Source organism: Pseudomonas sp. ADAK2 (assembly GCF_012935755.1).
GTDB lineage: Bacteria > Pseudomonadota > Gammaproteobacteria > Pseudomonadales > Pseudomonadaceae > Aquipseudomonas.
Genome location: NZ_CP052862.1, coordinates 6344337 through 6368933, shown reverse-complemented (window position 1 = coordinate 6368933; position 24597 = coordinate 6344337). Strand labels below are relative to the sequence as shown.

Annotated in this window: 27 protein-coding genes; 4 read left to right on the top strand and 23 right to left on the bottom strand. The window is 60.3% G+C overall.

The annotated features are described in order from the left end of the window. The first annotated feature begins 66 nt into the window (after positions 1-66). The 3 genes from HKK52_RS29320 (at position 67) to HKK52_RS29310 (ending at position 1182) form a co-directional block, all read left to right on the top strand. Complete coding sequence (locus HKK52_RS29320; RefSeq protein ID WP_169373639.1) at positions 67-402, top strand: hypothetical protein; 336 nt, start codon at positions 67-69, stop codon at positions 400-402. Between the two features lie 53 nt (positions 403-455). Then, positions 456-710 (top strand): hypothetical protein, encoded by a 255-nt coding sequence (locus HKK52_RS29315; RefSeq protein WP_169373638.1) that lies wholly within the window; start codon positions 456-458, stop codon positions 708-710. A gap of 91 nt (positions 711-801) precedes the next feature. Then, positions 802-1182 (top strand): Rho termination factor N-terminal domain-containing protein, encoded by a 381-nt coding sequence (locus tag HKK52_RS29310; RefSeq protein ID WP_169373637.1) that lies wholly within the window; start codon positions 802-804, stop codon positions 1180-1182. A gap of 138 nt (positions 1183-1320) precedes the next feature. Here the strand turns inward: HKK52_RS29310 and HKK52_RS29305 are convergent, their stop codons facing one another. The 11 genes from HKK52_RS29305 to HKK52_RS29255 all read right to left on the bottom strand — a co-directional run bounded on the left by HKK52_RS29305 (position 1321) and on the right by HKK52_RS29255 (position 13453). After that, positions 1321-2292, bottom strand: coding sequence for a DUF3829 domain-containing protein (locus HKK52_RS29305; protein WP_169373636.1), 972 nt, complete (start codon positions 2290-2292; stop codon positions 1321-1323). Positions 2293-2520: 228 nt separating this feature from the next. Further along, on the bottom strand, positions 2521-3450 hold the full coding sequence (locus tag HKK52_RS29300; RefSeq protein WP_169373635.1) for a PfkB family carbohydrate kinase: 930 nt from the start codon (positions 3448-3450) through the stop codon (positions 2521-2523). Beyond that, on the bottom strand, positions 3443-4909 hold the full coding sequence (locus HKK52_RS29295) for a purine-cytosine permease family protein (protein WP_169373634.1): 1467 nt from the start codon (positions 4907-4909) through the stop codon (positions 3443-3445). Before HKK52_RS29295 ends, HKK52_RS29300 begins: the two co-directional genes overlap by 8 nt. A 183-nt stretch (positions 4910-5092) precedes the next feature. After that, positions 5093-6091: an ADP-ribosylglycohydrolase family protein gene (locus HKK52_RS29290; RefSeq protein WP_169373633.1), complete on the bottom strand. Its 999-nt coding sequence runs from the start codon at positions 6089-6091 to the stop codon at positions 5093-5095. Next, positions 6088-6801 carry a GntR family transcriptional regulator gene (locus HKK52_RS29285; RefSeq protein ID WP_169373632.1) on the bottom strand — a complete coding sequence of 238 codons (714 nt, stop codon included), beginning with the start codon at positions 6799-6801 and terminating at the stop codon, positions 6088-6090. Before HKK52_RS29285 ends, HKK52_RS29290 begins: the two co-directional genes overlap by 4 nt. A gap of 186 nt (positions 6802-6987) precedes the next feature. Further along, a complete protein-coding gene (gene araH / locus HKK52_RS29280; RefSeq protein ID WP_169373631.1) occupies positions 6988-7956 on the bottom strand; it encodes an L-arabinose ABC transporter permease AraH in 969 nt (322 codons plus the stop codon). Positions 7957-7968: 12 nt separating this feature from the next. Next, entirely contained in the window at positions 7969-9510 is a 1542-nt protein-coding gene (gene araG, locus HKK52_RS29275) for an L-arabinose ABC transporter ATP-binding protein AraG (protein WP_169373630.1), read from the bottom strand. Positions 9511-9574: 64 nt separating this feature from the next. After that, the gene (locus HKK52_RS29270) at positions 9575-10579 is read right to left on the bottom strand and encodes a substrate-binding domain-containing protein (RefSeq protein WP_169373629.1); all 1005 of its coding nucleotides are present in this window, start codon (positions 10577-10579) and stop codon (positions 9575-9577) included. A 129-nt stretch (positions 10580-10708) separates the two neighbouring features. After that, the gene (locus tag HKK52_RS29265; protein WP_169373628.1) at positions 10709-11527 is read right to left on the bottom strand and encodes an SDR family oxidoreductase; all 819 of its coding nucleotides are present in this window, start codon (positions 11525-11527) and stop codon (positions 10709-10711) included. Between the two features lie 198 nt (positions 11528-11725). After that, positions 11726-12601 (bottom strand): SMP-30/gluconolactonase/LRE family protein, encoded by an 876-nt coding sequence (locus HKK52_RS29260; RefSeq protein WP_169373627.1) that lies wholly within the window; start codon positions 12599-12601, stop codon positions 11726-11728. 135 nt (positions 12602-12736) lie between these two features. After that, positions 12737-13453, bottom strand: a complete 717-nt coding sequence (locus HKK52_RS29255; protein WP_169373626.1) for a FadR/GntR family transcriptional regulator — start codon at positions 13451-13453, stop codon at positions 12737-12739. 223 nt (positions 13454-13676) lie between these two features. On the opposite strand from HKK52_RS29255, the gene HKK52_RS29250 reads away from it, so the two are divergent. Beyond that, positions 13677-14549 (top strand): esterase/lipase family protein, encoded by an 873-nt coding sequence (locus tag HKK52_RS29250; protein WP_169374309.1) that lies wholly within the window; start codon positions 13677-13679, stop codon positions 14547-14549. A gap of 61 nt (positions 14550-14610) precedes the next feature. On the opposite strand, the gene HKK52_RS29245 is transcribed toward HKK52_RS29250, so the two are convergent. The 12 genes from HKK52_RS29245 to acpP form a co-directional block, all read right to left on the bottom strand. Continuing rightward, positions 14611-15171 (bottom strand): DUF1285 domain-containing protein, encoded by a 561-nt coding sequence (locus HKK52_RS29245; protein WP_169373625.1) that lies wholly within the window; start codon positions 15169-15171, stop codon positions 14611-14613. A 16-nt stretch (positions 15172-15187) separates the two neighbouring features. Then, positions 15188-15793 (bottom strand): DUF4823 domain-containing protein, encoded by a 606-nt coding sequence (locus tag HKK52_RS29240; RefSeq protein WP_169373624.1) that lies wholly within the window; start codon positions 15791-15793, stop codon positions 15188-15190. Between the two features lie 192 nt (positions 15794-15985). Continuing rightward, complete coding sequence (locus HKK52_RS29235; RefSeq protein WP_169373623.1) at positions 15986-16954, bottom strand: GTP 3',8-cyclase MoaA; 969 nt, start codon at positions 16952-16954, stop codon at positions 15986-15988. A gap of 140 nt (positions 16955-17094) precedes the next feature. Continuing rightward, positions 17095-17733, bottom strand: coding sequence for a TetR/AcrR family transcriptional regulator (locus HKK52_RS29230; RefSeq protein ID WP_133838378.1), 639 nt, complete (start codon positions 17731-17733; stop codon positions 17095-17097). 342 nt (positions 17734-18075) lie between these two features. Beyond that, positions 18076-18861 carry a TatD family hydrolase gene (locus HKK52_RS29225; RefSeq protein WP_169373622.1) on the bottom strand — a complete coding sequence of 262 codons (786 nt, stop codon included), beginning with the start codon at positions 18859-18861 and terminating at the stop codon, positions 18076-18078. Positions 18862-18876: 15 nt separating this feature from the next. Further along, positions 18877-19233 (bottom strand): PilZ domain-containing protein, encoded by a 357-nt coding sequence (locus HKK52_RS29220; protein ID WP_054051788.1) that lies wholly within the window; start codon positions 19231-19233, stop codon positions 18877-18879. Positions 19234-19265: 32 nt separating this feature from the next. Beyond that, positions 19266-20252: a DNA polymerase III subunit delta' gene (locus tag HKK52_RS29215; RefSeq protein WP_169373621.1), complete on the bottom strand. Its 987-nt coding sequence runs from the start codon at positions 20250-20252 to the stop codon at positions 19266-19268. Further along, positions 20245-20877 (bottom strand): dTMP kinase, encoded by a 633-nt coding sequence (tmk, locus tag HKK52_RS29210; RefSeq protein ID WP_169373620.1) that lies wholly within the window; start codon positions 20875-20877, stop codon positions 20245-20247. The genes HKK52_RS29215 and tmk overlap by 8 nt, the downstream gene beginning before the upstream one ends. Before the next feature lie 19 nt (positions 20878-20896). After that, positions 20897-22144 carry an endolytic transglycosylase MltG gene (mltG, locus tag HKK52_RS29205; RefSeq protein WP_169373619.1) on the bottom strand — a complete coding sequence of 416 codons (1248 nt, stop codon included), beginning with the start codon at positions 22142-22144 and terminating at the stop codon, positions 20897-20899. Positions 22145-22147: 3 nt separating this feature from the next. After that, positions 22148-22963 (bottom strand): aminodeoxychorismate lyase, encoded by an 816-nt coding sequence (pabC, locus tag HKK52_RS29200; RefSeq protein ID WP_169373618.1) that lies wholly within the window; start codon positions 22961-22963, stop codon positions 22148-22150. Continuing rightward, positions 22963-24207, bottom strand: coding sequence for a beta-ketoacyl-ACP synthase II (gene fabF / locus HKK52_RS29195; protein WP_054613861.1), 1245 nt, complete (start codon positions 24205-24207; stop codon positions 22963-22965). Before fabF ends, pabC begins: the two co-directional genes overlap by 1 nt. Positions 24208-24315: 108 nt before the next feature. Then, the gene (gene acpP / locus HKK52_RS29190; protein WP_003442511.1) at positions 24316-24552 is read right to left on the bottom strand and encodes an acyl carrier protein; all 237 of its coding nucleotides are present in this window, start codon (positions 24550-24552) and stop codon (positions 24316-24318) included. Positions 24553-24597 lie beyond the last annotated feature (45 nt).

The window sequence follows — 24597 nt, the reverse complement described above, 5'->3', positions numbered from 1 at the left end:
AGGCACCAACCCAACCGAAGGCGGACCAACATCAGGTAAGGACTCTAATAATCTGGAGACGACACCATGATCATGTCCCGGCTGACCGCTCTCGCTCTCGCTGCCCTGCTGTCCTCTACGGCCTTCGCCGCCACCACTGCCACCGGTACCGGCCCCACCGACCCGGTGGAGAAACCCAAAGCCCCCGCCATCCAGAGTGCCCCTGGCATGAACACCGATGGCTCGGGGATCGACAGCAGTCTGCCGCCGTCCACGGGCACCGATCCGCGCCTCAAGGGCAACGACACCGGTCGTCAGGGCGGGACGAGCACGCCGGACGCCCAGACACCCGATAACGCCGGCCCCGGCACGGGCTCGAAAACCACCACCGGTGGTTCGGGCTCCGAAGGTACCGGTCAATAGTTCGCCGACGCGAGCGACGCAACACCCTATCCACATCCATGAAAGAGGTAACCATGAACGTCGATAAAAACCTGGAAAAAGAAGTCCTGACCCGCCTGTTGCACGCCCATCCAAGTGGTTTGGGCAAGGAGGTCCTGGACAATTACCGGGGGGAGAAAGTCGTGGCCAGCACCCTCGCCACCTTGCAGGAACGCGGACTGATCCACCATGGTCATGTGACCTGTAACGAGGCGGGCGAGCACTCGCTGAACCTGCCGATCAAGCTCAGTGCCGCTGGGGTCGAGGCGGCGCGCAAGCTGGATGTTTAACGCCTGAAGATCAAAGATCGCAGCCTTTGGCAGCGCCTGCGGCACTGTGAATTGCTGCGATCTTCACAACACTGAAGCCAGGAGAAATCCCATGCCTCGTGGAAGCAAAGACAAATACACCGCCGAGCAAAAGCGCAAGGCCGAGCACATCGAAGACAGCTACGAACAAAAAGGCATTTCCAAAGACGAAGCCGAAGCCCGGGCCTGGGCGACGGTGAACAAGCAGTCGGGTGGCGGCGAACGGGCCGCTGGCTCGGGGCGCAAGAAACCGGCGAGCGCCAAGTCCGAGGACCGCAAGGAATCATCCCGGCGGGCGGTGGCCAGCCGTGAAGGTCATGCGCGCAACAGCAAGGCTTCGCGCGATACCCAGACCGTCGACAGTTTGATGAAAGAAGCCCGGGCGAAGAAGATTCCGGGGCGGTCAGGGATGCGCAAGCAGGAGTTGATTGAGGCGTTGCGTAAGGCCGGTTGACGCTGGGGATTTGAGTTGGATTTGATGGCCCCTTCGCGGGCCAGCCTCGCGCCTACAGGTGTACGACATCCCCCTGTAGGCGCGAGGCTTGCCCGCGATGGCGTCTGATCAGACGCCAGATATTTTAAAAGTCAGCACTCAGCACATCGGGTAATTGAACCGATTGATCACGTTCGAGTATTTGCTGTTATAGCGTTTGGCCGAGTTGGCGATGTTCGAACTGCTCATGCGCGCCATGACACCGGTTTCTTCACGCTTGAAAACGCCGTCCTTGACGTCTTTGATCATCGAACGGGACTGGCCCAGAAAATCGTTGATCTCCAACATGCCGCCGTTGCAGCTCTTGCCGGACTTGGCAGACTGTTCGGTGACTTTCTTGTTCCAGCCTGTCGCGGCATCCGCCACTTGTGCCAGGGACTTTTCGAAAGCGTCCAGCGCTGCCGGATCATTGGGTGCAGCAAACAAGACGTTGGCATCGGCATTGTTCAGCTTGCCGTAGTAAATCAGCCCCGCGCGATAGTAAGCCGCGGTGTCCTTGGGTGCCTTGTCGAACGCTTCCTTGGTCAGCGCCTGATCACGATCACTCAACCCTTTGTAGAACGCCTGTTCTTTCTGCGCGACCAGGGTCAGCGCCGCCAGGTAATCCTTGCTCAACTCACGCGCCTTGGCGCCATTGTCGGCCAGGTAGCCTTTGGAGTCGGCGTAGTTGTTCAGCTCGTGGCTCAACGGTGACAACGTCTTCAACGCTGCGGAAAAGTCCTTGGCGGCGGCATCGATTTCAACAATCGGGCTGTCGATGGCAGCGGCGGCATCCAGCTTCGTCGCCGAGCGATCAACCAGGATGTCATTCTCGATGCGCATCGAGGTGGGCGCTTCTTTACCCTTTAACAGCGGCATCTGTTGGTTCAGGTAGTTGTCCTGGGCTTCCTGGAACGACGTCGTCAGGCTGTTGGCCACATCGACATACAGGTTGTACTTCTCGATTTGCTGCTGTTCTGCGGCGCTTTGCTTTGGCTGCGCAGCGGCCGTCGCGTCAGGCTTGTCGCCACAACCGGCCAACAGTGCCGAGGTCGCGACCAGTGTCGCGGCAATCATCATCCGGAAATTCATTCTTTCTCTTCCATAAAGAAACGCGGCGGGCCATGCATGGCTTGCCGGGAGGATTCGGGGGGAGGCTTTGCAAACGGGGGACTCTCTCCATGAGTGTACGAAACTGGCCTGACAGGCTGTCAGACACTTCCCCTTCCTGGGGCGCGCATTGTGCAAATTTTGAGACGGGATAGCAAATAGCCTACCGCCGTCTCTGTAGGAACGGGGCTTGCCCGCAAAGGCGACCGATCAGTCGCCCGAATGCTCGCGGACCAACGCATCCACCTCAGCCGACCCAGGCGAAGTCGCCGGCCCCCACCGCGTCACCGCCAAAGCCGCCGCCGCATTCGCCCTTCGCGCCGCCTCGAGCGCCGACAACCCTCGAGCCAACCCGGCCACAAACACCCCGGCATGGGCATCCCCGGCGCCGTTGCTGTCTACCGCGTCGACCTTGAACCCAGGCACGTGCTGGCAGTCACCGCGCTGACGAATCCAGCACCCTTGCGGCCCATCGCGCACCACCATCAACACATCGGCCGGCAGATGATCGACCAACCGATCCAGCGCCTCAGCAATGTCCGCTGCCCCGGTAAACCGCAGCGCCTCGACGCTGTTGCTGGTCCACACATCGATGCGTGGCAGCAACGCATTCATCAACGGTTCATCCGGCGATTCCACCAACGGCCCCGGATCGAAAATCACGTTGATGCCTTTCGGTAATCCCAACACCCAATCCACCAACGCCCGAGCCTTGCCAACGTGCAGCAAGCTGTAACCGCTGACATAGACATAGTCCCCCGCCTCCGCCGGCACGCTCGCCAGGTCCTCGGTGGATACGTCGCCTTCAGCGCCGATGTAGGAAATGAAACTGCGTTCGGCCGAGGCGTCGGTCACCGCGACGCATAACCCGGTATCGCGCTCGGCTTTGTCGGCGATGCCAATCTGAATGCCTTCCGCCTTCATCGCTTCCCGCGCCAGGTCACCGAAACGTCCGGTGCCATGCCGGCCGAGGTAAACCACCGGCAAACCATTGCGCTGGGCCGCGGCCATCACGTTGAAGCCACCGCCGGCTTCGAAACTGGCGGATTGCGCCAACACATCGCCGCCGGCCTGGGGCAGTTTATCCACGGCCATGACCAGGTCGATGATGACCTGGCCGGTGTGCAACAACTTAGGCATGAGCGTTCTCAGTCAGTGCAGCGCGACGATCCTTGGCCCCGCCGAGTACGAAATAAATGCCGCCGGCGACCAGGAAGGTCACGATCCAGCCGAGGCCGTTATGGCCCAGCCACGAATCGGAGAGGAAGCCGCGGAACCAGATGTTTTCGGCCGTGGTGCCGATGGTGGTGAAGCTGAAACCCAGCACAATCGCAATCGCCCAGGCACCGAAGGCACGCCATTCGATACCGCCGCGATACCAATAGGCACTGCTCGGGCTGACGTCCAGCAGGTCTTTGGGGCTGTAGTAATGACGATGGATCAGGTCCACGACGAAGATCCCGACCCACGCGGTGATCGGCACCGCCAGCAGGGAAATGAAGGTGATGAACGGGCCGTAGAAGCTGTCGGCGATCAGCATGAAGTAGATCGAACCGGCGAAGATCGCCACGATGTCCACCACCACTGCGTAGACGCGCGGGACCTTGAGGCCGAGGGTCAGCGTGGTCAAACCGGCGGAGTACACCGACAGGTTGTTCGACAGCAGCAAGCCGCCGAACGCGGTAATCAGGTACGGCACGGCCATCCAGGTCGGCAGCATGTCGCGGATCGCGATGATCGGGTCTGTGGCTTGGGCTAGGTCGTTGTTGCCCACCGACAGCAAGCCGCCGAGGGTGATCAGCAGCACCAGCGGGATCCCCGCACCGAATGCGGCCGAGGCCACCAGGCGCACGGCTTTGACGCTTTTGTGCTGATAACGCGACATGTCCGCGCCAGCGTTGGCCCAACCGATCCCGGTGCCTGCGGCCATGGTGCCGACGCCGATGATCATCGCGCTCAGCGGTGCCGGCGTGGCGTTGAACACCGCGCTCCAGTCGATGGTGGCGCAGAGGAAACCGCCGACCAGAATGTTCAACGCGCCGAACACGTAGGTCGCCCACTTCTGGATCACCAGCAAGGTGGCGTGGCCGAGGCCCGATACCGAAAGCGTCAGCAGCACGAAGATCGCAATGAAGATCAGCGTCAGCACCGGTGCGCTTTTCGCTTCCACCGGCGAACCGAACAGGATCGAGCACAACGACAACAGCACGAAGGCGGCGGTGGTGGTGTTGACGGTTTCCCAACCCAGGCGCGACATCAGCGAAACCACGGTCGGGCCGATATTGCCGCGTACACCGAAGATCGCGCGGGACAAAGTCAGGCTTGGTGCGCGGCCACGACGGCCGGCAATGGAAATGATCCCCACCACCGCGAAAGAACCAGCGGCGCCGAGAATCGCGACGATGATTGCCTGCCAGATCGCCAGGCCGCGAAACGCCACCAGCGTGGCACCCAGGGGCAAGCCGAGGATGGAGATGTTGGCGGCGAACCAGACCCAGAACAGTTGCAGCGGATGACCGTTGCACTCGCTTTCCGGGACCGGTTCGATGCCACGGGTTTCCAGTTGCCCGGCGCTTGGCCCGGCGTTCGATGAACTCATGATGGATGCTCCTGTTGCCATTGTTTTGGTTGTGGGCAGACGGATTTCTAAGTGACCTGCGCAACCCCGTGTAGGCGCTGCCGCAGGCTGCGATCTTTTGATCTTGATTGACAGCTGCCGCAAGACCGCCAGGATCAAAAGATCGCAGCCTTCGGCAGCGCCTACAGGTTTATTGCGTACACCTCAGCGAAGAGTGAGGAGTCCTTTCACAAGGGGTTCCAGCTCCAGGCCATTCACGGCTTTGACCTGCTCGATCAGCGCCACCGGCCAGCTCTCCAGGCCCAGGCAAGCGCCGAGCATGGCGCCGAGAATCGCCGCAATGGTGTCGGTGTCGCCGCCCAGGCTTGCGGCCATGCACACGGCTTCGAAGGCATTCAATTCACCAATCGCCACCTGCTGGGCCAGGGCGAACGACACCACCACCGATTCCTGCGACGCCACCGAAGTACCGATCACGTCGTACAGCAAGTCCGCCAGCAAGGCCTTGTCGCTGTCGATGCTGATGGTCCGTGCCCAGCTGATCCGCGAGGCAACGCGCCCGCCCGCGACCCAGTGACCATGGCTTTCCGCTTGCTGGGCGATTTGCATGCCCAGGTTCAGCGCTTCGCCCAGGTCCATGCCGTTGATCCCGGCCGAGACCACCGCCGCCACTGCCGCCGCGCTGGAGATGCCCAACGTGGTGTTGTGGGTAACCTGGCAGGCCTGCACCACGGCACGGATGAAACGCTCTGGATCAGCAACATCCGCCGCGATCCCGACCGGGGTGATGCGCATCGCCGCGCCGTTGGTGGTGCCGTAGCGCCCCGACTCTTCCGGCGAATGGCCGGCGAGGATCATCTCGATGGCACGTTTGGTCGAAGGGCCGAGCAAATCCTGCGAGCCCTTGGCCTGCATCTCGGCTTCCCATTCGATCAAACGTTGGGCGAGCACGGCCGGTTCGATCCGGCCTTCGCCTTCGATCAGTAATTGGCCGACCAGGATCGCCTGTTCGGTGTCGTCGGTAATCGAGCCCTTGGGCATGTTGGCGGCGATCGGTTGATCGGGGCCAGCGTCTTCCAGGTCGGTGATTTCGCCGAAGCGCGCCTTGATCTCGGCGCGGCTCAGGGATTGGGTCGGCATGCCCAGGGCGTCGCCCAAAGCCAAACCATAGAACGCGCCCAAGGCACGATTGAGCGCGGTCACTTTGACTCTCCAAATTGCAGGTGCAGACGAAAATGCACAGGGTCGAGCAGGCTTTCGACCTGTTCCATGAACCGGCCCTGACGGTCGTACGTGGTGCGCAGGGCCTTGAGGAATACGGTGCCGGTCGGACGACCGAGCAGCTCGGCGTCTTCGGCGTTCAACGGTTCGGCGCCGATCCATTGATCACCGCGTTCGCCGATGTAGCCATAGGCGGCCAGGGTGATGGTCAGCGAGTTATCGATCAGCCCCACTCGCGGCAGGCTTTCCAGGGTGCCGGTGGCGGGAATCAGTGAGCGTTCCAGGGACACCAGTGTGCCGTCGTTGGCGCGGCGGCGACGGTCGAGGGTGATGAATTGGTCGGTGCCGAACCGCGACAGCAAGTCAGGACGACTGACCGCTTCCAGGCGCAACACTTCGGTGTTGATCAGCGCCCCGCTGTCCGCCAGCGCCTGGGCCCAGCCGCTGCGCTGATCGAGCACCACACCGTCGAAGGTGACGATGGAGCCGACGCCGCTTTGCGTGGCGATGTAGTTACGCCGCTTCAGTTCGGCCAGGGCTTCACGCAGCGTGCCGCGGCTGACCTTGAATTCTTCAGCCAACTGATGCTCGCCCGGCAATAGAAAGCCGTCCTCCATGAGGCCGCTTTCGATGCGCCGGATGAGCTCGTCGACCACCCGTTGTTTCTTGTCAAATCGAACCTGTCTAATCATGTACAAAGTGATAACCGAAACAGGGTCGGGCGGGCAAGGGATATTTTTTAGGAGGTGACGGGTGGACTGATCGTTCCCACGCTCTGCGTGGGAATGCAGCCCGGGACGCTCTGCGTCCCAGAAGCGGACGCGGAGCGTCCATTGAGGCATTCCCACGCGGAGCGTGGGAACGATCGGGTAGAGGGGTTAGCGTTGTTTCAGACGGTCAATCACCACCGCCAGCAACAGAATCGAACCCCGAATCACATACTGATAAAACGTATCAATGTTCTTCAGGTTCATCGCATTCTCGATGATCGCCAGAATCAACACCCCGGCAATCACATGCCGGATCATGCCGATCCCGCCGCTCAGCGACACCCCGCCCAACACACAGGCCGAGATCACCGTCAGTTCAAAACCCTGGCCAATCATCGGTTGCCCGGAGGTCATGCGCGAAGCGAGGATCACCCCGGCCAACGCCCCGATCAAACCATGCACGGCGAAGATAATGATCTTGGTCCGGTCAACGTTGACCCCGGCCAGCAACGCCGCTTCCTGGTTGCCACCGATGGCCATGGTGTTGCGCCCGTAGGTGGTGTAGTTCAGCAGCCAGCCGAAAAACAGGAAACACACGATGGTGATCAGGATCGGCACCGGCACGCCAAACAACTGGCCGTTGCCGAAGACGAAGAACTGTTCCTGGGACACGCCGACCGCTTTGCCATTGGCAAAAATGTAGGCCAGCCCACGCACGATTTGCATGGTCGCCAAGGTCGTGATCAAGGCATTGACCCGCAACTTGGCGATCACAATCCCGTTGATCAACCCGACGACCAGCCCCATGAACAGCGCCGCCGCTACGCCGAGAAAGACGCTGTCGGTGTCCCGCATCACCACCGCTGCAACCACGCCGGCGCAGGCAATCACCGAACCCACCGACAAATCGAAATGCCCGGACGCCAGGCAATACAACATGGTGCACGCGGCAATCCCGGTCGTAGAAATCGCCAGGCCAAGGCCACGCATGTTCAGCGGCGAGAGGAAGTTGTCGATCAGCAAAGTGCAAGCCACAAAGATGCCGATGGCCGCCAGCAGCATCACCCAGTCATCGAGAAAACGTCGCAGGTCCAGGGGTTTGCGCAGGGTGGGCAGAGCGTTGTTTTGGATGGTCATCATAATTACCTCTCAGTTCGCCACGCCGTCAGCGCGTTGGCGCGGCAAAGCCAGTTGCAGCAGGTTGGATTCATTGGCCTCGTCGCGGGACAGCTCGCCGCGCATCGCGCCTTCGCACAGCACCAGGATGCGGTCGGAAATGCCCATCACTTCCATCAGATCGCTAGACACTACAATCACCGCGATACCGCTGGCGGCGAGGTTGTGGATGATCTGGTAGATCTCCGCTTTAGCGCCGATGTCGATGCCTCGGGTCGGTTCGTCGAGCAGCAAGACCTTCATCGGCATCGACAGCCAGCGACCAAGAATGGCCTTCTGCTGATTGCCGCCGGACAGGTACATGATTTTTTGCGAGGCGCTGGGCGTCTTCACTTTCAGCGCCGCGATCTGCTTCTCGGCGTTGCCCTTTTCCCATAGGCCGTGCAACAGGCAACCGAAAGTGGAATGGGCGCCGCGCGCACTGATGTTGATGTTCTCGGCGACGCTGGAGAGCGGCATGATGCCCTCCTTCTTGCGGTCCTCGGGACACAGCAAAACCCCGGCGGCAATTGCATCGCGAGGGGAACGCAGTTTCAGTTCATGGCCACGCAGTTCCAGGCGACCCGCCGTGTTGCGCGTCAAGCCGCTGAGCATGCGGAACAGCTCGGTGCGCCCTGCCCCAACCAATCCAAACAACCCGAGAATCTCGCCTTTGTGCACCTCGAAACTCACCGGTTCCCTCAGGCCTGGCCCGAGCAAACCATCGACCTTCAGCGCCACCGCACCGCGCTGACGCGGACGGTAATCGTAGATGTCCTGGATGTCGCGACCGACCATGCAGGTCACTAACTGATCATGGGTCAGTTCACTCATGTTCTCGAACGTGCGCACGAAGCGGCCGTCCTTGAACACCGTCACCGCGTTGCAGATGCGGAACACTTCTTCCATGCGATGGGAGACGTAGAGCACCACTTTGCCTTCGTCGCGCAGGCGACCGATGATCGCCATCAAGCGATCGATCTCCCGCGCTGAAAGGCTGCTGGTCGGTTCATCGAACGCAATCACATGCGCACCACGGGACAAGGCCTTGGCGATTTCCACCAATTGCCGCTGGCCGAGTGACAAGCGCCCGACCTTTTCTTGCGGATCGATTTCATCGGCCAGGCCCTTGAGGCAGGCCAACGCTTGCTGGCGCAACGCACCGCGATTGATCAGGCCGAAACTGGCCGGCAGATGCCCGAGGAACAGGTTTTCCGCGACGGACATTTCCGGAACCAGGTGCAGCTCCTGGTGAATCACCGCGACGCGGCTGGCGATGCTGTCGGCGGTGGACTTGAAGGCCATCGTCTGCTCGCCGATCTGCAGGTCGCCGCTGCTCGGAATGTAGGCGCCGCCGAGGATTTTCAGCAGCGTCGATTTGCCGGCGCCGTTCTCGCCCATCAAGGCATGCACCTGCCCCGGATGCGCGACGAAGCTGATGCCGTCCAGCGCCTTCACCCCGGGAAAGGTCTTGCCAATCCCGTTGAAGCGCAAGCTGCCGCCGCGGTGTTCTTGTGTTTGTGTTTGCGCTTGCATAACCACCTCATCACACAGATCAGACGGCCCCGTCGCCAGGGCCGCCGATGAAATCAACCGGCCTTCAGTTCCACAGGCCGATCTTTTCCAGTTCCTGCTTGAAGTTCTCGCGAGTGATCAGTGTCACTTCATCCATGGCCGTATATTTCGGCGGTTCTTTGCCGGTAGTGACCCACTCGTACATCATCACGGCCGTGTTGTAGCCCTCGATGTGCGGGCTTGGCAGCATCGAGCCGAAGAAGCCGCTGTTGGGCTTTTTCAGTTCGCCGATGGCGTCGGTGCCGTTGATGCCGATGCCGATGACGTTAGCCGCGGTGAACCCGGCGCTTTCGGTGGCGCGCACGCCGCCCAGCACGGTGTTGTCGTTCATGCCGCCGATGATCAGGTTTTTCGCGCCGCTGGGCAGTTTCACCAGCGCCGAGTTGGTGGCGTCCATGCTGCCCGGGACGTCGAGGGTTTTCTGCGCGGTGAAGAGGATATGGTCTTTCGGGAAGCCCGCATCGGTCAGCGCCTTGGCCGAACCGTCGGTGCGTTTCTTGCCGGTGTCGAGTTCATTGAAGGTGTTGATCACCGCGTAGGTTTCTTTCCAGTCCCAACCGCGTTTTTTCGCTTCGGTGGCCATGGCATTGCCCTGTTTCTCGCCGACTTCAAACGCGGCCATGCCGAGGTAAGGCACGTCTTCCATGAACTTGCCGCTGGCATCGACGAAACGGTCATCGACCGCGATCACTTTCAAGCCGTTGGCCTTGGCCTTGGCGACGATGGCCGGGCCGAGGCCGACGTCCGGCGGGCAGATCACGAATCCCTTGGCGCCGTTGGCGGCCAGGCTGTCGATGGCCGAGAGGGTTTTCTCGCCATCAGGCACGGCGATCTTGATCACGGTGAAACCTTTGTCCTTGCCGGCCTTTTCGGCGAAGGCCCATTCGGTCTGGAACCAGGGCTCTTCCGCCTGCTTGACCAGAAAACCGATTTTCACTTGCTCGGCCGCCAGCAGCGAACTGCTCAGGCTGACCGCCGTGACCGCCAAAGCGGCACAGCACAGGGAACGGATCCCACGACGACGATTCATAAGCTGACTCCTTGTTATTTTTTTGAGCGTTATTTGAAAGCCGGTACAGCGGTCAAAACGTGTAGCGAATAGTCATATCGTATGATGATTGGATTACGGACGGAGTTCCGCGCCCGAATCCCACTGTGCTCAGTCGTGGTACATGACCGAGCGACCACCATCGATGGTGATGCACGAGGCGTTGATGAACGGCGCTTCATCACTGGCCAGGAAAACCGTAGTCATCGCCACTTCCATCGGCTGCCCGATGCGCCGCGGCGGATGGAGATCAAAGGCGCGCTGACGCTCGGCGTGAGGGTCGGCGAAACCATTCCAGTAATCGACGTTCAGCTGGGTTTCGATGTAGCCGGGCGCGATGGCGTTGACGCGGATGCCCTTCGGCGCGTATTCGATGCCGAGGGCGCGGGTCAGGCCGAGCAAGCCGTGCTTGGCTACCGGGTACGGGAAGCAGCCGGGAATGATGTGGGAGGAATGGGTCGAGGCGATGTTGATGATGCTGCCGATGCCCTGCTCGATCATCTGCGGCAACACCGCTTTGCAGCCGAACCAGGCGCCGTCGAGGTCGATGGCGAAGCAGCGGCGCCAGTCTTCTTCGGTCATTTGCAGCGGATCGCGGAACACGTTGACGCCGGCGCAGTTGACCAACACGTCGATGCGGCCGTGGCGTTCGACGGCCAATTTGGCCATGGCGTTCAGGTCTTGCTGATTGGAGACGTCAGCCTTGATCGCTTGCACGTCAAACCCTTTGCCCCGCCAGTGAGCCGCGACTTGCTCGACTTTATCGCCCTGGATGTCGCAGATGATCAGCTTCGCTTGCTGGCAGGCGAAGGTCGCGACAATTGCCTCGCCAATGCCTTGGGCCGCGCCAGTGAGCAGCACGACCTTGTTTTTCAGGCGCTCGCCCTTCGGCGGCTCGGGCGCTGGCGGCAAGGAAAGAGGTTCAGCCATGAAGCCAGACTCCCTTTTTCAGGCACGACAAAAACCGGGCATCTGTCGATGTCCGGCCGAAAAACTGTGTGGAAAATCGCTGCATCACTTCACCTGTTTTGTTTTTTTAAGTGTGAGTGCGTGTAACTGATGGAGCCGACTATAAACCCGACCGCCAAATAATCTCAATATATAATTTTACATCCCATATTTTGGGATCTAACCGGCAAACCTCGTACAGGTTTTTCCGGTCACATCGACTCGAATCGATAGCACAGCGCCGTCCAATGGATGGTTGAGCGGGCTCGCGGCGCTGGTGATGTACAAGGTTTGCAAGTCTTCGCCGCCGAATACGCAACTGGTGGGACGACTGACGGGCAGCTCGATCACCCGGTCAACCTGGCCTTCGGGACTCAAGCGGAGCAGGCAGCTGCCGTCCCATCGGGCATTCCACAGATAGCCTTGGGCATCCATCGCCGAACCGTCCGGGCCGCCGCGCTCATGGGGGCCGAACCAGACCTGGGCCGGGTCGAGGCCGCCGTCGGTGCGGATGAAGTGTTGGTAGAGCGTGCTGTCGAGGCTGTCGGCGAAGTAGAGCCGAGTCGAGTCATCGCTCCACAGCAACGTGTTGGGAATGCCCAGGCCCCGGAGCAGCGGCGTGACCCGGGCATCGCGGTCGATGCGGAACAGGCCACCGGAACGGCGCTCGATGGGCAGGTCTTCGCCGTGCTCGCCGATGTTGTTTTGCATGGTGCCGAGCCAGAGACGGCCTTGGGCATCGCAGCGGGCTTCGTTGGGCCGATTTCCGGGTTGCGGATCGGCGACGCAAAGCAAGGTCAGCCGTGGTTCCAAGCCGGGCGAGCCGAGATCCAGCCGATACACGCCGCTGCTCAGGGTCACCAGCGCATCGCCACTTTCGCAGGGGATGAAGGCGGACACATGCTCCGGCATCTGCCAGATCTGCACGTTGGCGCCGATCAGTCGCAGGGCTTGCTTGCCGGCGATGTCGACCCAGTACAGCGCTTGGGTCGGTGCGTCCCAGAAGGGGCCTTCACCGAGCTGGGCGCGGTGTTGGGTAACGGCAGTCCACGTCATGAAACCTCCTTTCTTATTGCTTTTTCAATGTAGGAGCGAGGCTTGCCCGCGAAAGCGATTTCATGATCAACAGAGATGCTGAATGTTAAATCGCTTTCGCGGGCAAGCCTCGCTCCTACATGGGAATTGGTGTTGTCAGCTGGCTTTTTTGTCGGCCATGACTTGCGGGTAGAAGCGTTTGATTGCCAGGTCGGCGTTGTCGATCAGGGTCATGCACGCCCACACACCTCGCGCGGCATCCCGGGCGGCGATGGCGTCGGCCATGTCCTTGTGGATCGGCAATGTGCGGCGCAGTTCATCCGGATCGGCGGCGGACACTTCAAACGATACCGCCAGCAGCGCGCCGAGGGCCGGGACCATTTGTTCGATGAATTGATTGTGGCTGGCGGCAAGGATGCACTCGTGGAAGAACTGATCGGCGCGGTTGTAATCGATGCCGCTGTCGACCGCTCGCTCCAGCGCGTTGCAGGCCTGGAGGATCGCTTGCACCTGTTCGACGGTGGCCCGCTCGCAAGCCCAGCGCACGGCCATGGGTTCGATGGTGCGACGCAGGTCGAGCAAGTCATCGACGAAGTTTTCCGGCAAGCCGCTACGGGACAGCCAGCCGACGACTTGCGGATCAAACAGGTTCCAGCGCTTGATCGGCAGCACCCGCGTCCCGACCTTCGGCCCGACTTCGAGCAGGCCTTTGGCTACAAGGGTTTTGATGGCTTCGCGGATAACGGTGCGACTGACCCCAAGCTGTTCGCCGAGATCAGCTTCGACCTTGATGGTCTCGCCGGGTTTGACCTGGCCGGCAGCAATCCAGCAACCGAGCCAATCGACCGTCGACGCATGAAAACTGCTGGACATGAAAACCTCGAAGCAGGGACGGCAACAAGCCGCTCGTGATGCAGGCCACGCTAATCATCATACGATTGAGTGTCAAATTGATTTTTTCATACGTCTTCGAAACTCAGCGCATTTCATCCGCGGGATTTGAAGCAACCCACTTTGTCACCTACGGTTAGCCCGCGACAGATCAGGCAGTCAAAAGCCTGTGTTCCACCAAAGTCCGCTATCGACAGGTATGAGTATGAACATGGATGCGTCTACGCAATACCCGATTGTATTGGTCCACGGCCTGCTTGGTTTCGACACCATTGGCGGTTACCCGTACTTCTTCGAGATCAAGGAAGCCCTGGAACGGGCTGGCGCCACGGTGTACGCCGTTAATATCCCCGCCGTTAACGGCAACGAGGAGCGCGGCGAAAAACTGCTCGAACACGTCAATCGCATTTTGCGCGAAACGGGAGCGGCCAAGGTCAATCTGATCGGCCATAGCCAGGGCCCACTGGCCGCACGCTATGTCGCCGCGCTGCACCCGGAAAAGGTGGCGTCAGTCACTTCGGTCAGTTGTCCCAATCACGGTTCGGAAATTGCCGATCAGCTGCATAAGGCACTGACGCCCGGAGAGTTGCCGGAAGCGGTGGTGCTGGTGCTACTGGAAGCCGTCGGTGCCTTTATCTCGTTGATCAGTGGCCATCCAGAGAATCCTGAGGATGCTCAAGCGGCCTTTGCGTCGTTGACCAGCACAGGGTTGGCCGCCTTCAACAAGAAATACCCGCAAGGGGTGCCGAAACACTGGGGCGGGGATGGCAACGAAGTTGAAAACGGCGTGTATTACTACTCCTGGAGCGGGATCGTGCAGAACTTCCAGAGCCTGCAACCCCTCGATCCGTCCCATTTGAACTGCATCGTGCTGTCGAAATTATTCTACAAAGAGAAACACGCCAACGATGGGCTGGTCGGCCAGTACAGCTCGCACTTGGGCAAAGTCATTCGCTCGGATTACCCGATGGACCATTTCGACGCGGTCAATCAAATGGCCGGCATTACGAGTTGGAATGTCAGCCCGGTTCATCTCTATCTTGAACACGCCGCGCGGCTCAAGGACAAAGGTTTATAGCGCCCAAAAAAAGGCCCGCTGCACTAGCGGGCCATTTTTCAGAACCAGGGAACATCGCGGGTCAAGGCTCAAGCCCGATCGGGAAGAACTCGCCACTACTCCACACGCCCAACCAGCGTTGGCCGTCGATTTCGCGGCTCACCGCCAGCTCGACCAATTGGTAGAACACGTTGCGATGGATCAGCGCTTCAAGGTTGGTGCGCACATGCACGTAGGGCGCAGGTTCTTGGGTCACGGGATCGATCACCACGCGCATCGGGTGTTCGGCGCCCGCCTCGGCTGTCTCATCGACGTTAGTGGTGAAGCGCAACACCTGGGCTTCGCCCTCGCCTTCAACATCGACGGCAATCGCCACGAACGGCGCGTCGTCGACCTTGATCCCGACTTTCTCGACCGGGGTAATCAGGAAGTAATCATCGCCGTCGCGGCGGATGATGGTGGAGAACAGCTTGACCATCGGCTTACGCCCGATCGGCGTGCCCAGGTAATACCAGGTGCCGTCCCGGGCGATGCGCATGTCGATGTCGCCACAGAAGTCGGGGTTCCACAAGTGGACCGGGGGCAAGCCTTTGGTCTTGGGGATTTGCCCCAGCAGGTCGTTGGCTTTTTGCGGGCCACTCATGGCGTTCTCCTTGGAATTACTGTTCGCTGAGCCCCAACAGGCTGCGCGCGTATTGCTCCAGCGGCGGGCCCAGCAGGTCTTCTGGCTTTTTGTCGTGGAACGTCAGTAAACCGCCACGACTCTTGATCCGTGCAGTATCGATCAAATACTGGGTGCTGGTCTCGATCAACATGATCTGAATTACACCGCTGTCGATGCCGAGGCGGTCCACGGCTTCCTGGTCGAGCCATTCGTCCGAGTTGCCAATGCGATCGTCAGCCTTGGCAAACCGCGTGTACAGCAAGTAATGCGCACCGGCGGCCCGGGCTTCGCCCATGGCCTCATCGAGGCCTTCCGGCGCACGGGCGCGGCGGACCATCGGAAAGTATTCGATAAAGCCGTCGAAAGCGGTTTCGGCGACGACGTTAGGTCGCGGATAGGCACTGCCCGGCGGCGCGAAAGCCCCTTGGGCGATGTAGATGAAGGAGTCCGGCTGGATACGGAAGTTGTTCACGCGCTGACTGTTGCTGTGATCCAGCAGCCCCGCGTCGCTCATGTGGTAGCGAGCACCTTCGCCCATGTCGCTGACATTCATGCAGCCACCAAGCGCCATAACGGCCAGCAGCAAAACCAGGCTACGCATCCTACCCTCCAGAAGCCGGTGACGGAAAACCGGCGAATGGGCGTTGGATGCAGCTTCCGCGCCAGCTCAGGATTATCACCGACTTATAGAATGCAATCGCGGGCAAGCCTTGCTCCTACAGGTTTGAGGTGTCCGCACAGTTGGGTACGACACAAACCTGTAGGAGCGAGGCTTGCCCGCGAAGAGGCCCTGTCAGCCGCCGATAATCTTCATGATGGTCGCGCCACCGGAGAACGCCACTTCCTGCTTGTCCCCCAGGGCTTTCACCAACAACCGCTGCAAGGCAGGCAGTGCCTGATGACGCGGTTTATCCAGCAAGTCGCCGACATAGTGACGATTGCTCGACGACAGGCAACCATGCAGCCAACCGGTGGACGACAGTCGCAACCGCGAACACGTCCGGCAGAACGGCACGCTTTCGTTGGCGATTACGCCGAAGTAGCCCTGCCCCGGAATTTCGTAGCGTACTGCCGTGGCATCCACTGGCGCATTGGCTTGCAGGTATTCGTAGCGCTCGCTAATCAGGCTCAGCAACTGCTGAAGGCTGACGAACTGTTGCAGGAAGGCGTTGTTGTCGCTGGCCAGGTGACCCATGCGCATCAGCTCGATAAAACGCAGCTCGTAGCCACGTTCCAGGCAGTAATCGAGCAGTGGCATCACCTGATCGAGGTTCTGCCCGCGCAACGGCACCATGTTGACCTTGATCTTCATGCCGGCGGCCGAGGCCTGTTCCATGCCATCGAGCACAGTCGCCAGGTCACCGCCACGGGCAATGCTGCGAAACGCGCTGGCGTCGAGGGTATCGAGGGAAACGTTGATGCGCCGGATGCCGGCATCCACCAGCAACGGCAGTTTTTTCGCCAGCAACTGACCGTTGGTGGTCAGACTGATGTCCTCAAGCCCCATCTGGCCGACGGCAGTCATGAAAGCTTCGAGTTTGGGGCTGACCAGCGGCTCGCCACCGGTGATGCGCAACCGCTCAATGCCGGCGGCTTCGATCAGATACGCCACGCCGCGTGCCATGGCCTCGGCCGACAATTCATCCTGCGCAGCCACCAGACGCTTGCCGTTAGGCACGCAATAGGTACACGCGTAATTGCAGGCTGAGGTCAGGCTGATCCGCAAATTGCGAAAACGCCTGCCTTGACGGTCAACGATCATGGATCACTCCGGCGGAAGAAGTTTCGGGACCGCTAAAACTTGACTCACAAATCAAGTTTTAGCAAGTCCTAAGCCTGAGTATATTCCTGCGGTACTGCGCCATGTAGCTAAATCATGGCGCAATAAGCTAACTGAATGGTTCAGCTGCTCGGGGTATCGGTGTCGCGCTTGCGCTTGTTGCCCATGCGCACGCCGATGTCCATCAGGAACTGGAAGAAACCTTCCTGGTCTTCCAGCACATTGCTCCAGAACGGCGAGTGATACAGCGCCACGGCGCCATGCACCAGCGCCCAGGACGCGCAGTAGTGGAAGTACGGCGGCACGTCTTCGAGCTTGCCTTCGCTGATCCGGCCCTTGATCAGCAAGGTCAGGCGTTCGAAGTTCGAGGCACGGATCTTGTGCAGTTCCTCGACCATCTCCGGCACCTGGTTGCCCTTGACCACCTTTTCTTCCAGGCGATCGAACAAGCGATAGCGTTGCGGGTCGCGCATGCGGAATTCGAAGTAGGCCCGGGACAGGGCTTCCTTGTCCTTGTCGACATCGGCCGAATGCAACAGCTCGTTCAAATCGCGCTCGTAATCGAGCATCAGGCGCAGGTAGATCTCGGCCTTGGACTTGAAGTGCTTGTAGATCGTGCCTTTGCCGATACCGACGGCATCAGCAATCATCTCGACGGTGACACTGTCTTCACCCAGTTCGAGGAACAGCTTGAGCGCGGTATCGAGAATTTCTTGCTCGCGGCGACGAAACTCACGGACCTTACGAGGTTCTTTATGCATAAGAAAAGGTCTGTAGGGGTCAAAATTCGAAGCCGCGTATTATGCCTAACTTGCGCCAAAATGCACGGATCATCCGACCATATCTGCGTTTCTTGATCATTTCACGCAAGGCCACCGGTTGATGAGAACTCTTCCGAAGCGCCCGTATTCCAAAATTGTTTAAAAACCGGGGCGGCTAAACTGGACTCGGCGCGATACTGATCAATACTTGAACTGTCGGCGGGGCATCTCCCCCAAGTGTCGCGTCGATATAGGTACCAACGGACCGCGTACCTTTGTTTTACTCCTAATGGTCTTAACCCGGATTCACCCCCCAGAACCCGGGTTTTTTTTGCCTGCGATTTAACCTTTCACATGCGCAAGCGGGAACAATCGCTTGAAGTTTTCCGTGGTTTGCTCGGCAAACCGCTCGTAGGACTCACCCCGCAGCATCGCCAGGAACTCTGCCACTTCCCGCACATATTGCGGCAGGTTCGGTTTGCCGCGATAAGGAATCGGCGCCAGGTACGGCGAATCGGTTTCTACCAGCAAACGGTCGGCCGGCACTTTGCTCGCCACGTCGCGCAACGCATCGGCATTGCGGAACGTGACAATCCCGGACAGGGAAATGTAATAGCCCATGTCCAGCGCGGCCTTGGCCATGTCCCAGTCTTCGGTGAAGCAATGCAGCACACCGGCCTGGGGCAACGCGGCTTCGCGCAATAGCTCCAGCGTATCGGCGCGGGCACCACGGGTGTGGATGATCACTGGTTTACCGGTTTGTTGGGCCGCTTGCAGGTGCAGGCGGAAGGATGCCTGCTGCAGCTCGGCGGCTTCCGGCTCGTAATGGTAATCCAGACCGGTTTCACCGATCGCCACTACGCGCGGGTGATTCAGCTCTTGCAACAGCCAATCGAGCGCGGGCGCGGCACCGGGTTGCACGTCCAGCGGATGCACGCCGACTGAACAATCGACATCGTCATAGCGCTCGGCCAGGGCTTTGACATCGGCGGCATTATCGACGCTGACGCCGATGCACAGAAAGTGCCCTACCCCGCGCTGACGGGCTGCATCGAGTGCGGCATCCAGGGAACCGTCATGGGCGGCGAGGTCGAGGCGATCAAGGTGGCAATGGGAATCTACGAGCATAAAAAGGGCTGCAACTTACATCGTATGAGTGGGACGGTCGGATTTCAGGGCTCCGGCCAGATGGGTTTCGATTCGACTGCGGGCGGTGTTGTCACCGTCATTGAACTGCACGCCTACCCCGGCGGCCCGGTTGCCCTGGGCACCTTTGGGGGTAATCCAGGTGACTTTGCCGGCGACCGGAATCTTCTCCGCTTCGTCCATCAGGTTCAGCAACATGAACACCTCATCGCCCAACTTGTAGCTTTTGTTGGTCGGGATGAACAGGCCACCGTTCTTGATAAACGGCATGTAAGCCGCGTACAGCACGGACTTGTCCTTGATGGTCAGGGACAAAATGCCGTTACGCGGCCCGGTGTTGACGGGTTCATTCATGCTGACCTCCATGGCTGATGCTCAGAGTCTAGTCACTTCTGGCCCGGCAAAGACACCCATTGCACCAGCAGCGCCTCAAGCAACAGCGCCGGATTGAGGTTGGCCTTGCTCATCACCTTCTGGCGCTGGGCGAGGATCCAGTCCTGAATATTCAGCACTTTGCCTTGGGCGGATTTCTGCGCCAGGTATTGGATGACCTTGCGCATGTCCGTCAGGCCCAGGCCTTGTTCATCCTGGGTCAACTGGTAGCGCAGGATCAGGCTCGACCAGTCGCAGAACCAGTCGAACAACAGTAACTGCGGAATGCTTTTCCATTCTTCGGCCAATTGGGTCGGTGACTTCTGTTGCTTGAGCAACTGTTTCACGCCTTCGACCACCAGCAAGCGCTGTTCGCGTACACCCTGGTTCTGCAACTTGACCGCGGCCAATGGCGAACCGGCGGCCAGGGTCAACAATTCGATACGTTCTTCCTGCGAGCAATCCGGCAAGGCCGTCGCCAGCCACGCCAGGCTCATGGCCTCGCTGGGCAATGGACAGGCCTGCTGCTGGCAGCGGCTCTTGATCGTCGGCAGCAAGCGGCTGGTCTGGTGACTGACCAACAGCAACACGGTATCGCCGGACGGTTCCTCAAGGCTTTTGAGCAAGGCGTTGGCGGCGTTGACGTTCATCGACTCGACGGGCTCGATCAGCACCACTTTGCGCCCGCCCATCTGCGAGGTCTGCACCACAAAGCTGACCAAGTCACGCACCTGATCCACCTTGATCGCCTTGTCCGCTTCTTCCGGCTCAAGGATGTAGTTGTCGGGGTGGCTGCCGGCCTTGAGCAGCAGGCAGGATTTGCATTCGCCGCAGGCATCCCGGGCAGTCGGACGCTGACACAGCAAATGCGCCATCAACCGCTCGGCCAACGCACGCTTGCCGATCCCGGCCGGGCCATGCAGCAAATAGGCGTGGGCGTGCTGTTTACGCCCCGCCAGTTGCTGCCAGAGCTCGTCCTGCCACGGATAGGCCTCAGCCACGGGTCAGCTCCAGCAAACGCGGGAGCAACGCATCCAGCGACTGCTGGACCTGCGGCAGCGGTTGGGCCGCGTCCACCAACACATAACGTGCAGGGTCCGCTTCAGCGCGCTTGAGAAAGCCACTGCGCACCGCATCGAAAAAGGCTCGGCCTTCGAGTTCGAAGCGATCCAGCCGACCGCGCGCGCTCGCACGGGCCAGGCCGACTTCTACTGGCAGATCGAAAATCAGGGTCAGGTCCGGGCGCAAGTCGCCCTGGACGAAGGCTTCGAGGGTCGCAATTCGCTCCAGCGACAAACCGCGACCGCCACCCTGATAGGCGTAGGTCGAATCGGTGAAGCGATCACACAAGACCACCGCGCCACGGGCCAGCGCCGGGCGAATCACTTCGGCCAGATGCTGGGCTCGCGCGGCGAACACCAGCAACAGCTCGGTGTCAGGGTTCATGACTTCGTCCACCGGGGCCAGCAGCACTTCGCGAATGCGCTCGGCCAGCGGCGTACCGCCCGGTTCGCGGGTCAGCAGCACTTCGATACCGGCGGCGCGCAGGCGCTCGGCCAGGTATTCGCGATTGGTGCTTTTGCCGGCGCCTTCCGGGCCTTCCAGGGTAATAAACAAGCCAGTCACAGGCAGTCCTTAATCAGAGTCATTGCGGGCTTTGCGGCGACTGCGCATCCGGCTCGGGTGCGAGTGCAGGTTCTTGCGCCGGTGTTGGCGGTACGGCTTCAGGTGCCGTCGTCGGCTCCGGTTCCGGCGCGGGGGCCGGCTCTTGCGCCGGCATCTGCGGCACCGCTTCGGGTGCGGTATCCGGGGACGCTGCGGGAATCGGCGTCTCGGCCTCCGGCGTCACGGGCGCGCTGGCCGGTGCCGGGCTGGAGCGGTAATCGGTGCGGCGCTTGAGCTGGAACTCGCGCACCGCCGAGTTATGGGCATCCAGGTCATCGGAGAACACATGGCTGCCATCACCGCGAGCGACAAAATACAAACTGTTGCCAGCCACCGGGTTGAGCGCCGCATGGATCGCTTCGCGGCCGACCATCGCAATCGGCGTCGGCGGCAATCCGGAAATCATATAGGTGTTATACGGCGTCGCTTCCTTGAGATGGGCGCGGGTCAGCTTGCCGGTGTAGCGATCACCCAGACCGTAGATCACGGTCGGATCGGTCTGCAGCAACATGCCGATCGCCATCCGCCGCACGAACACGCCAGCAATCTGCCCGCGCTCCTGGGGCACGCCGGTTTCCTTTTCCACCAGCGAGGCCATGATCAGCGCCTGATAGGGTTCGGTGTACGGCACATCAGCGGCACGCTTGTCCCATTCCTTGGCGAGCACTTCATCGAGACGCTCATAGGCTTTTTTCAGCAGTTCGGCGTCGGTCATGCCACGCACGAAGCTGTAAGTGTCCGGAAAGAAGCGCCCCTCCGGGAAAATCCCGTTATGGCCGATCTTGTCCATCACTTGCGTGTCGCTCAGGCCGTTCAGGGTTTGCTTGAGTTTGTCATCCTTGGCCAGGGCCGCACGGACCTGGCGGAAATTCCAGCCTTCGACCAGCGTCACGCTGTACTGCACCACTTCGCCGCGCTTCCACAGGTCGATCAGACCGTCGACGGTCATCCCCGGCAGCATGCGGTATTCGCCGCTGTGAATCGGCGTGGCGGCGAGGTTGAAGCGCCAATAGACGCGCAACCAGAAGGCGTCCTTGATGACGCCGTCGGCTTCGAGTCGATAGAAGGTGCGGGTCGGAGTCGTGCCCTTGGGCACTTCCAGCAGTTCTTCCTGGGTGATGTTCAGCGGCTGTTCCAGCGCCGAATGGATTTTCCAGGCCGAAGCGGCCATTAGCAGCCCCGCCAGAACCAGTCCGGTTTCCAGCAGCAGCAAGAATTTACGTCTCACGTATCAAGCATCCAGTAGCGCGCGGGCAATGGTTTGGAGTTTACGGGTGAGCGGGCCAACCGACCAGCTCAGTGCTGCATAGGCGCGCACCGGCCAAACGCCATACACGCTGTTGCAGACGAAGACTTCATCAGCCCATTGCAGTTGATCGAGGCTGATGTCGGTGATTTGTGTGGGGATGCCCAATGACTCAGCCTGAAACAATAATTCGGCGCGCATCACGCCGGCTACGCCGCAGCGTTTGAGATCGGCGGTGATCAGCACTCCGTCGCGTACCAGGAACAGATTGCTGAAGACGCCTTCGATGACGCGACCGACCCGATCGAGCATCAGGCCTTCGGCATGCTCGGTGTCTTGCCATTCGGAACGGGCGATGACCTGTTCCAGGCGATTCAAATGCTTGAGCCCGGCGAGCAATGGTTGGTTGGACAGGCGTGTGGTGCAAGGGAACAGACGGACACCCTGCTCGCCATGGACGACAGGATAAGCCGCCGCAGGATTGCCTTGCAGAATGCGTCGGGCCTGGGCCGAGGGGTCGGGCGCATAACCGCGCAAACCGTCGCCACGGGTGAGGATGAGCTTGAGCACGCCCTCGCCCATGGCAGTGGCATAGGCCAGCAGCTCGCTGCGGACCAGCGCATGATCGGCAGTGATCGCCAGGCGTGAACAACCCTGCGCCAGACGCGACAGATGCCGGTCCAGCAACAACGGTTGCCCGCCTCGCACAGCGATGGTCTCGAACAGACCATCACCGTAAGCCAGGCCGCGATCCTTCAGCGACAAAGTGTCAGCCGGCTGACCGTCGACCCAGCTGTCCATCAGTCAGCGAACCGGCGGAACACCAGCGAGCCGTTGGTCCCGCCAAACCCGAAGGAGTTGGACAGCACCACATCGATATCCATGTTGCGCGCGGTGTGCGGCACAAAATCGAGGTCACAGCCTTCATCCGGCTCATCGAGGTTGATGGTTGGCGGTGCCACCTGGCTGTTGATCGCCAGCACACTGAAGATAGCTTCGACGGCGCCCGCCGCACCCAACAGGTGACCGGTCATGGACTTGGTCGAACTGACTGCCAGTTTGTAGGCGTGATCGCCAAACACCGACTTGATCGCACAGGCTTCGGCGAGGTCGCCGGCCGAGGTCGACGTACCGTGGGCGTTGATGTACTGGACCTGATCGCCATTGATCTTAGCATCGCGCAGGGCGTTGGTGATGCAACGTGCAGCACCGGCGCCATCGGCGGGAGGCGAAGTCATGTGGTAGGCATCGCCACTGGTGCCGAAGCCGATCAGCTCGGCGTAGATGGTCGCGCCGCGGGCCTTGGCGTGTTCCAGCTCTTCGAGCACCAAAGCACCGGCGCCGTCGGACAGGACGAAGCCGTCACGGCCCTTGTCCCATGGACGGCTGGCGCGGGTTGGCTCGTCGTTGCGGGTGGACAGGGCGCGGGAGGCACCGAAGCCGCCCATGCCCAAGCCGCAAGCAGCCATCTCGGCGCCGCCGGCAATCATCACGTCGGCTTCGTCGTACATGATGTTGCGTGCCGCCATGCCGATGCAGTGGGTACCGGTGGTACACGCAGTGGCGATGGCGTAGTTGGGTCCCTGTGCACCGAGGTGGATGGACAGGAAACCGGAAATCATATTGATGATCGAGCCAGGCACGAAGAACGGTGAAATTCGACGAGGGCCGGAATCATGCAGCGTGCGGCTGGTTTCTTCGATATTGGTCAGACCGCCAATACCCGAACCCATGGCCACGCCGATGCGCTCACGGTTGGCGTCAGTGACTTCCAGACCGGAATTGCGCACAGCCTGAAACCCTGCGGCCAGACCATACTGGATGAACAGATCGAGCTTGCGAGCTTCCTTGACCGACAGGTATTCCTCGACATTGAAGCCCTTGACCGAGCCGCCAAAGCGGGTGGAATAGGCAGAAAGGTCGGTGTGTTCGATCAGACCAATGCCACTGCGGCCAGCCAGAATGCCCTGCCAACTGCTCGGCACATCCGTGCCCAGTGGCGACAACATACCCATACCGGTGACTACGACGCGTCTACGCGACACAGCACTCTCCTTTTTCAAATGACGACTTTGCATCAGGCCTAAAGAAAAAACCGCACGCCGTGATGGCAGTGCGGTTTTTCCATGACAGCAAGCAGCGATTACAAGCTATTAAGCCTGATGGTTAGTAACGTAATCGATTGCAGCTTGTACAGTAGTGATCTTCTCAGCTTCTTCGTCAGGGATTTCGGTCTCGAATTCCTCTTCCAGAGCCATCACCAGCTCAACGGTGTCAAGGGAGTCGGCACCCAGGTCTTCAACGAAGGAAGCAGTGTTGACCACTTCTTCTTCTTTAACGCCCAGTTGCTCAGCAACGATTTTCTTGACGCGCTCTTCGATGGTGCTCATACCTTGTTTTCACTCCTAATGGACAAATTCAGGCAGCTGGCCAGT

Coding starts and splice junctions, on each gene's coding strand:
- HKK52_RS29310 (WP_169373637.1), top strand. CDS start 802: ATGCCTCGTGGAAGCAAAGACAAATACACCGCCGAGCAAAAGCGCAAG.
- HKK52_RS29220 (WP_054051788.1), bottom strand. CDS start 19,233: ATGAATGAACCCGTCAACACCGGGCCGCGTAACGGCATTTTGTCCCTG.
- HKK52_RS29230 (WP_133838378.1), bottom strand. CDS start 17,733: ATGCATAAAGAACCTCGTAAGGTCCGTGAGTTTCGTCGCCGCGAGCAA.
- HKK52_RS29300 (WP_169373635.1), bottom strand. CDS start 3,450: ATGCCTAAGTTGTTGCACACCGGCCAGGTCATCATCGACCTGGTCATG.
- araG (WP_169373630.1), bottom strand. CDS start 9,510: ATGCAAGCGCAAACACAAACACAAGAACACCGCGGCGGCAGCTTGCGC.
- HKK52_RS29295 (WP_169373634.1), bottom strand. CDS start 4,909: ATGAGTTCATCGAACGCCGGGCCAAGCGCCGGGCAACTGGAAACCCGT.
- HKK52_RS29250 (WP_169374309.1), top strand. CDS start 13,677: ATGAACATGGATGCGTCTACGCAATACCCGATTGTATTGGTCCACGGC.
- HKK52_RS29235 (WP_169373623.1), bottom strand. CDS start 16,954: ATGATCGTTGACCGTCAAGGCAGGCGTTTTCGCAATTTGCGGATCAGC.
- HKK52_RS29285 (WP_169373632.1), bottom strand. CDS start 6,801: ATGATTAGACAGGTTCGATTTGACAAGAAACAACGGGTGGTCGACGAG.
- HKK52_RS29320 (WP_169373639.1), top strand. CDS start 67: ATGATCATGTCCCGGCTGACCGCTCTCGCTCTCGCTGCCCTGCTGTCC.
- acpP (WP_003442511.1), bottom strand. CDS start 24,552: ATGAGCACCATCGAAGAGCGCGTCAAGAAAATCGTTGCTGAGCAACTG.
- pabC (WP_169373618.1), bottom strand. CDS start 22,963: ATGGACAGCTGGGTCGACGGTCAGCCGGCTGACACTTTGTCGCTGAAG.
- HKK52_RS29265 (WP_169373628.1), bottom strand. CDS start 11,527: ATGGCTGAACCTCTTTCCTTGCCGCCAGCGCCCGAGCCGCCGAAGGGC.
- HKK52_RS29255 (WP_169373626.1), bottom strand. CDS start 13,453: ATGTCCAGCAGTTTTCATGCGTCGACGGTCGATTGGCTCGGTTGCTGG.
- HKK52_RS29240 (WP_169373624.1), bottom strand. CDS start 15,793: ATGCGTAGCCTGGTTTTGCTGCTGGCCGTTATGGCGCTTGGTGGCTGC.
- HKK52_RS29225 (WP_169373622.1), bottom strand. CDS start 18,861: ATGCTCGTAGATTCCCATTGCCACCTTGATCGCCTCGACCTCGCCGCC.
- HKK52_RS29245 (WP_169373625.1), bottom strand. CDS start 15,171: ATGAGTGGCCCGCAAAAAGCCAACGACCTGCTGGGGCAAATCCCCAAG.
- HKK52_RS29315 (WP_169373638.1), top strand. CDS start 456: ATGAACGTCGATAAAAACCTGGAAAAAGAAGTCCTGACCCGCCTGTTG.
- HKK52_RS29270 (WP_169373629.1), bottom strand. CDS start 10,579: ATGAATCGTCGTCGTGGGATCCGTTCCCTGTGCTGTGCCGCTTTGGCG.
- HKK52_RS29305 (WP_169373636.1), bottom strand. CDS start 2,292: ATGAATTTCCGGATGATGATTGCCGCGACACTGGTCGCGACCTCGGCA.
- araH (WP_169373631.1), bottom strand. CDS start 7,956: ATGACCATCCAAAACAACGCTCTGCCCACCCTGCGCAAACCCCTGGAC.
- HKK52_RS29260 (WP_169373627.1), bottom strand. CDS start 12,601: ATGACGTGGACTGCCGTTACCCAACACCGCGCCCAGCTCGGTGAAGGC.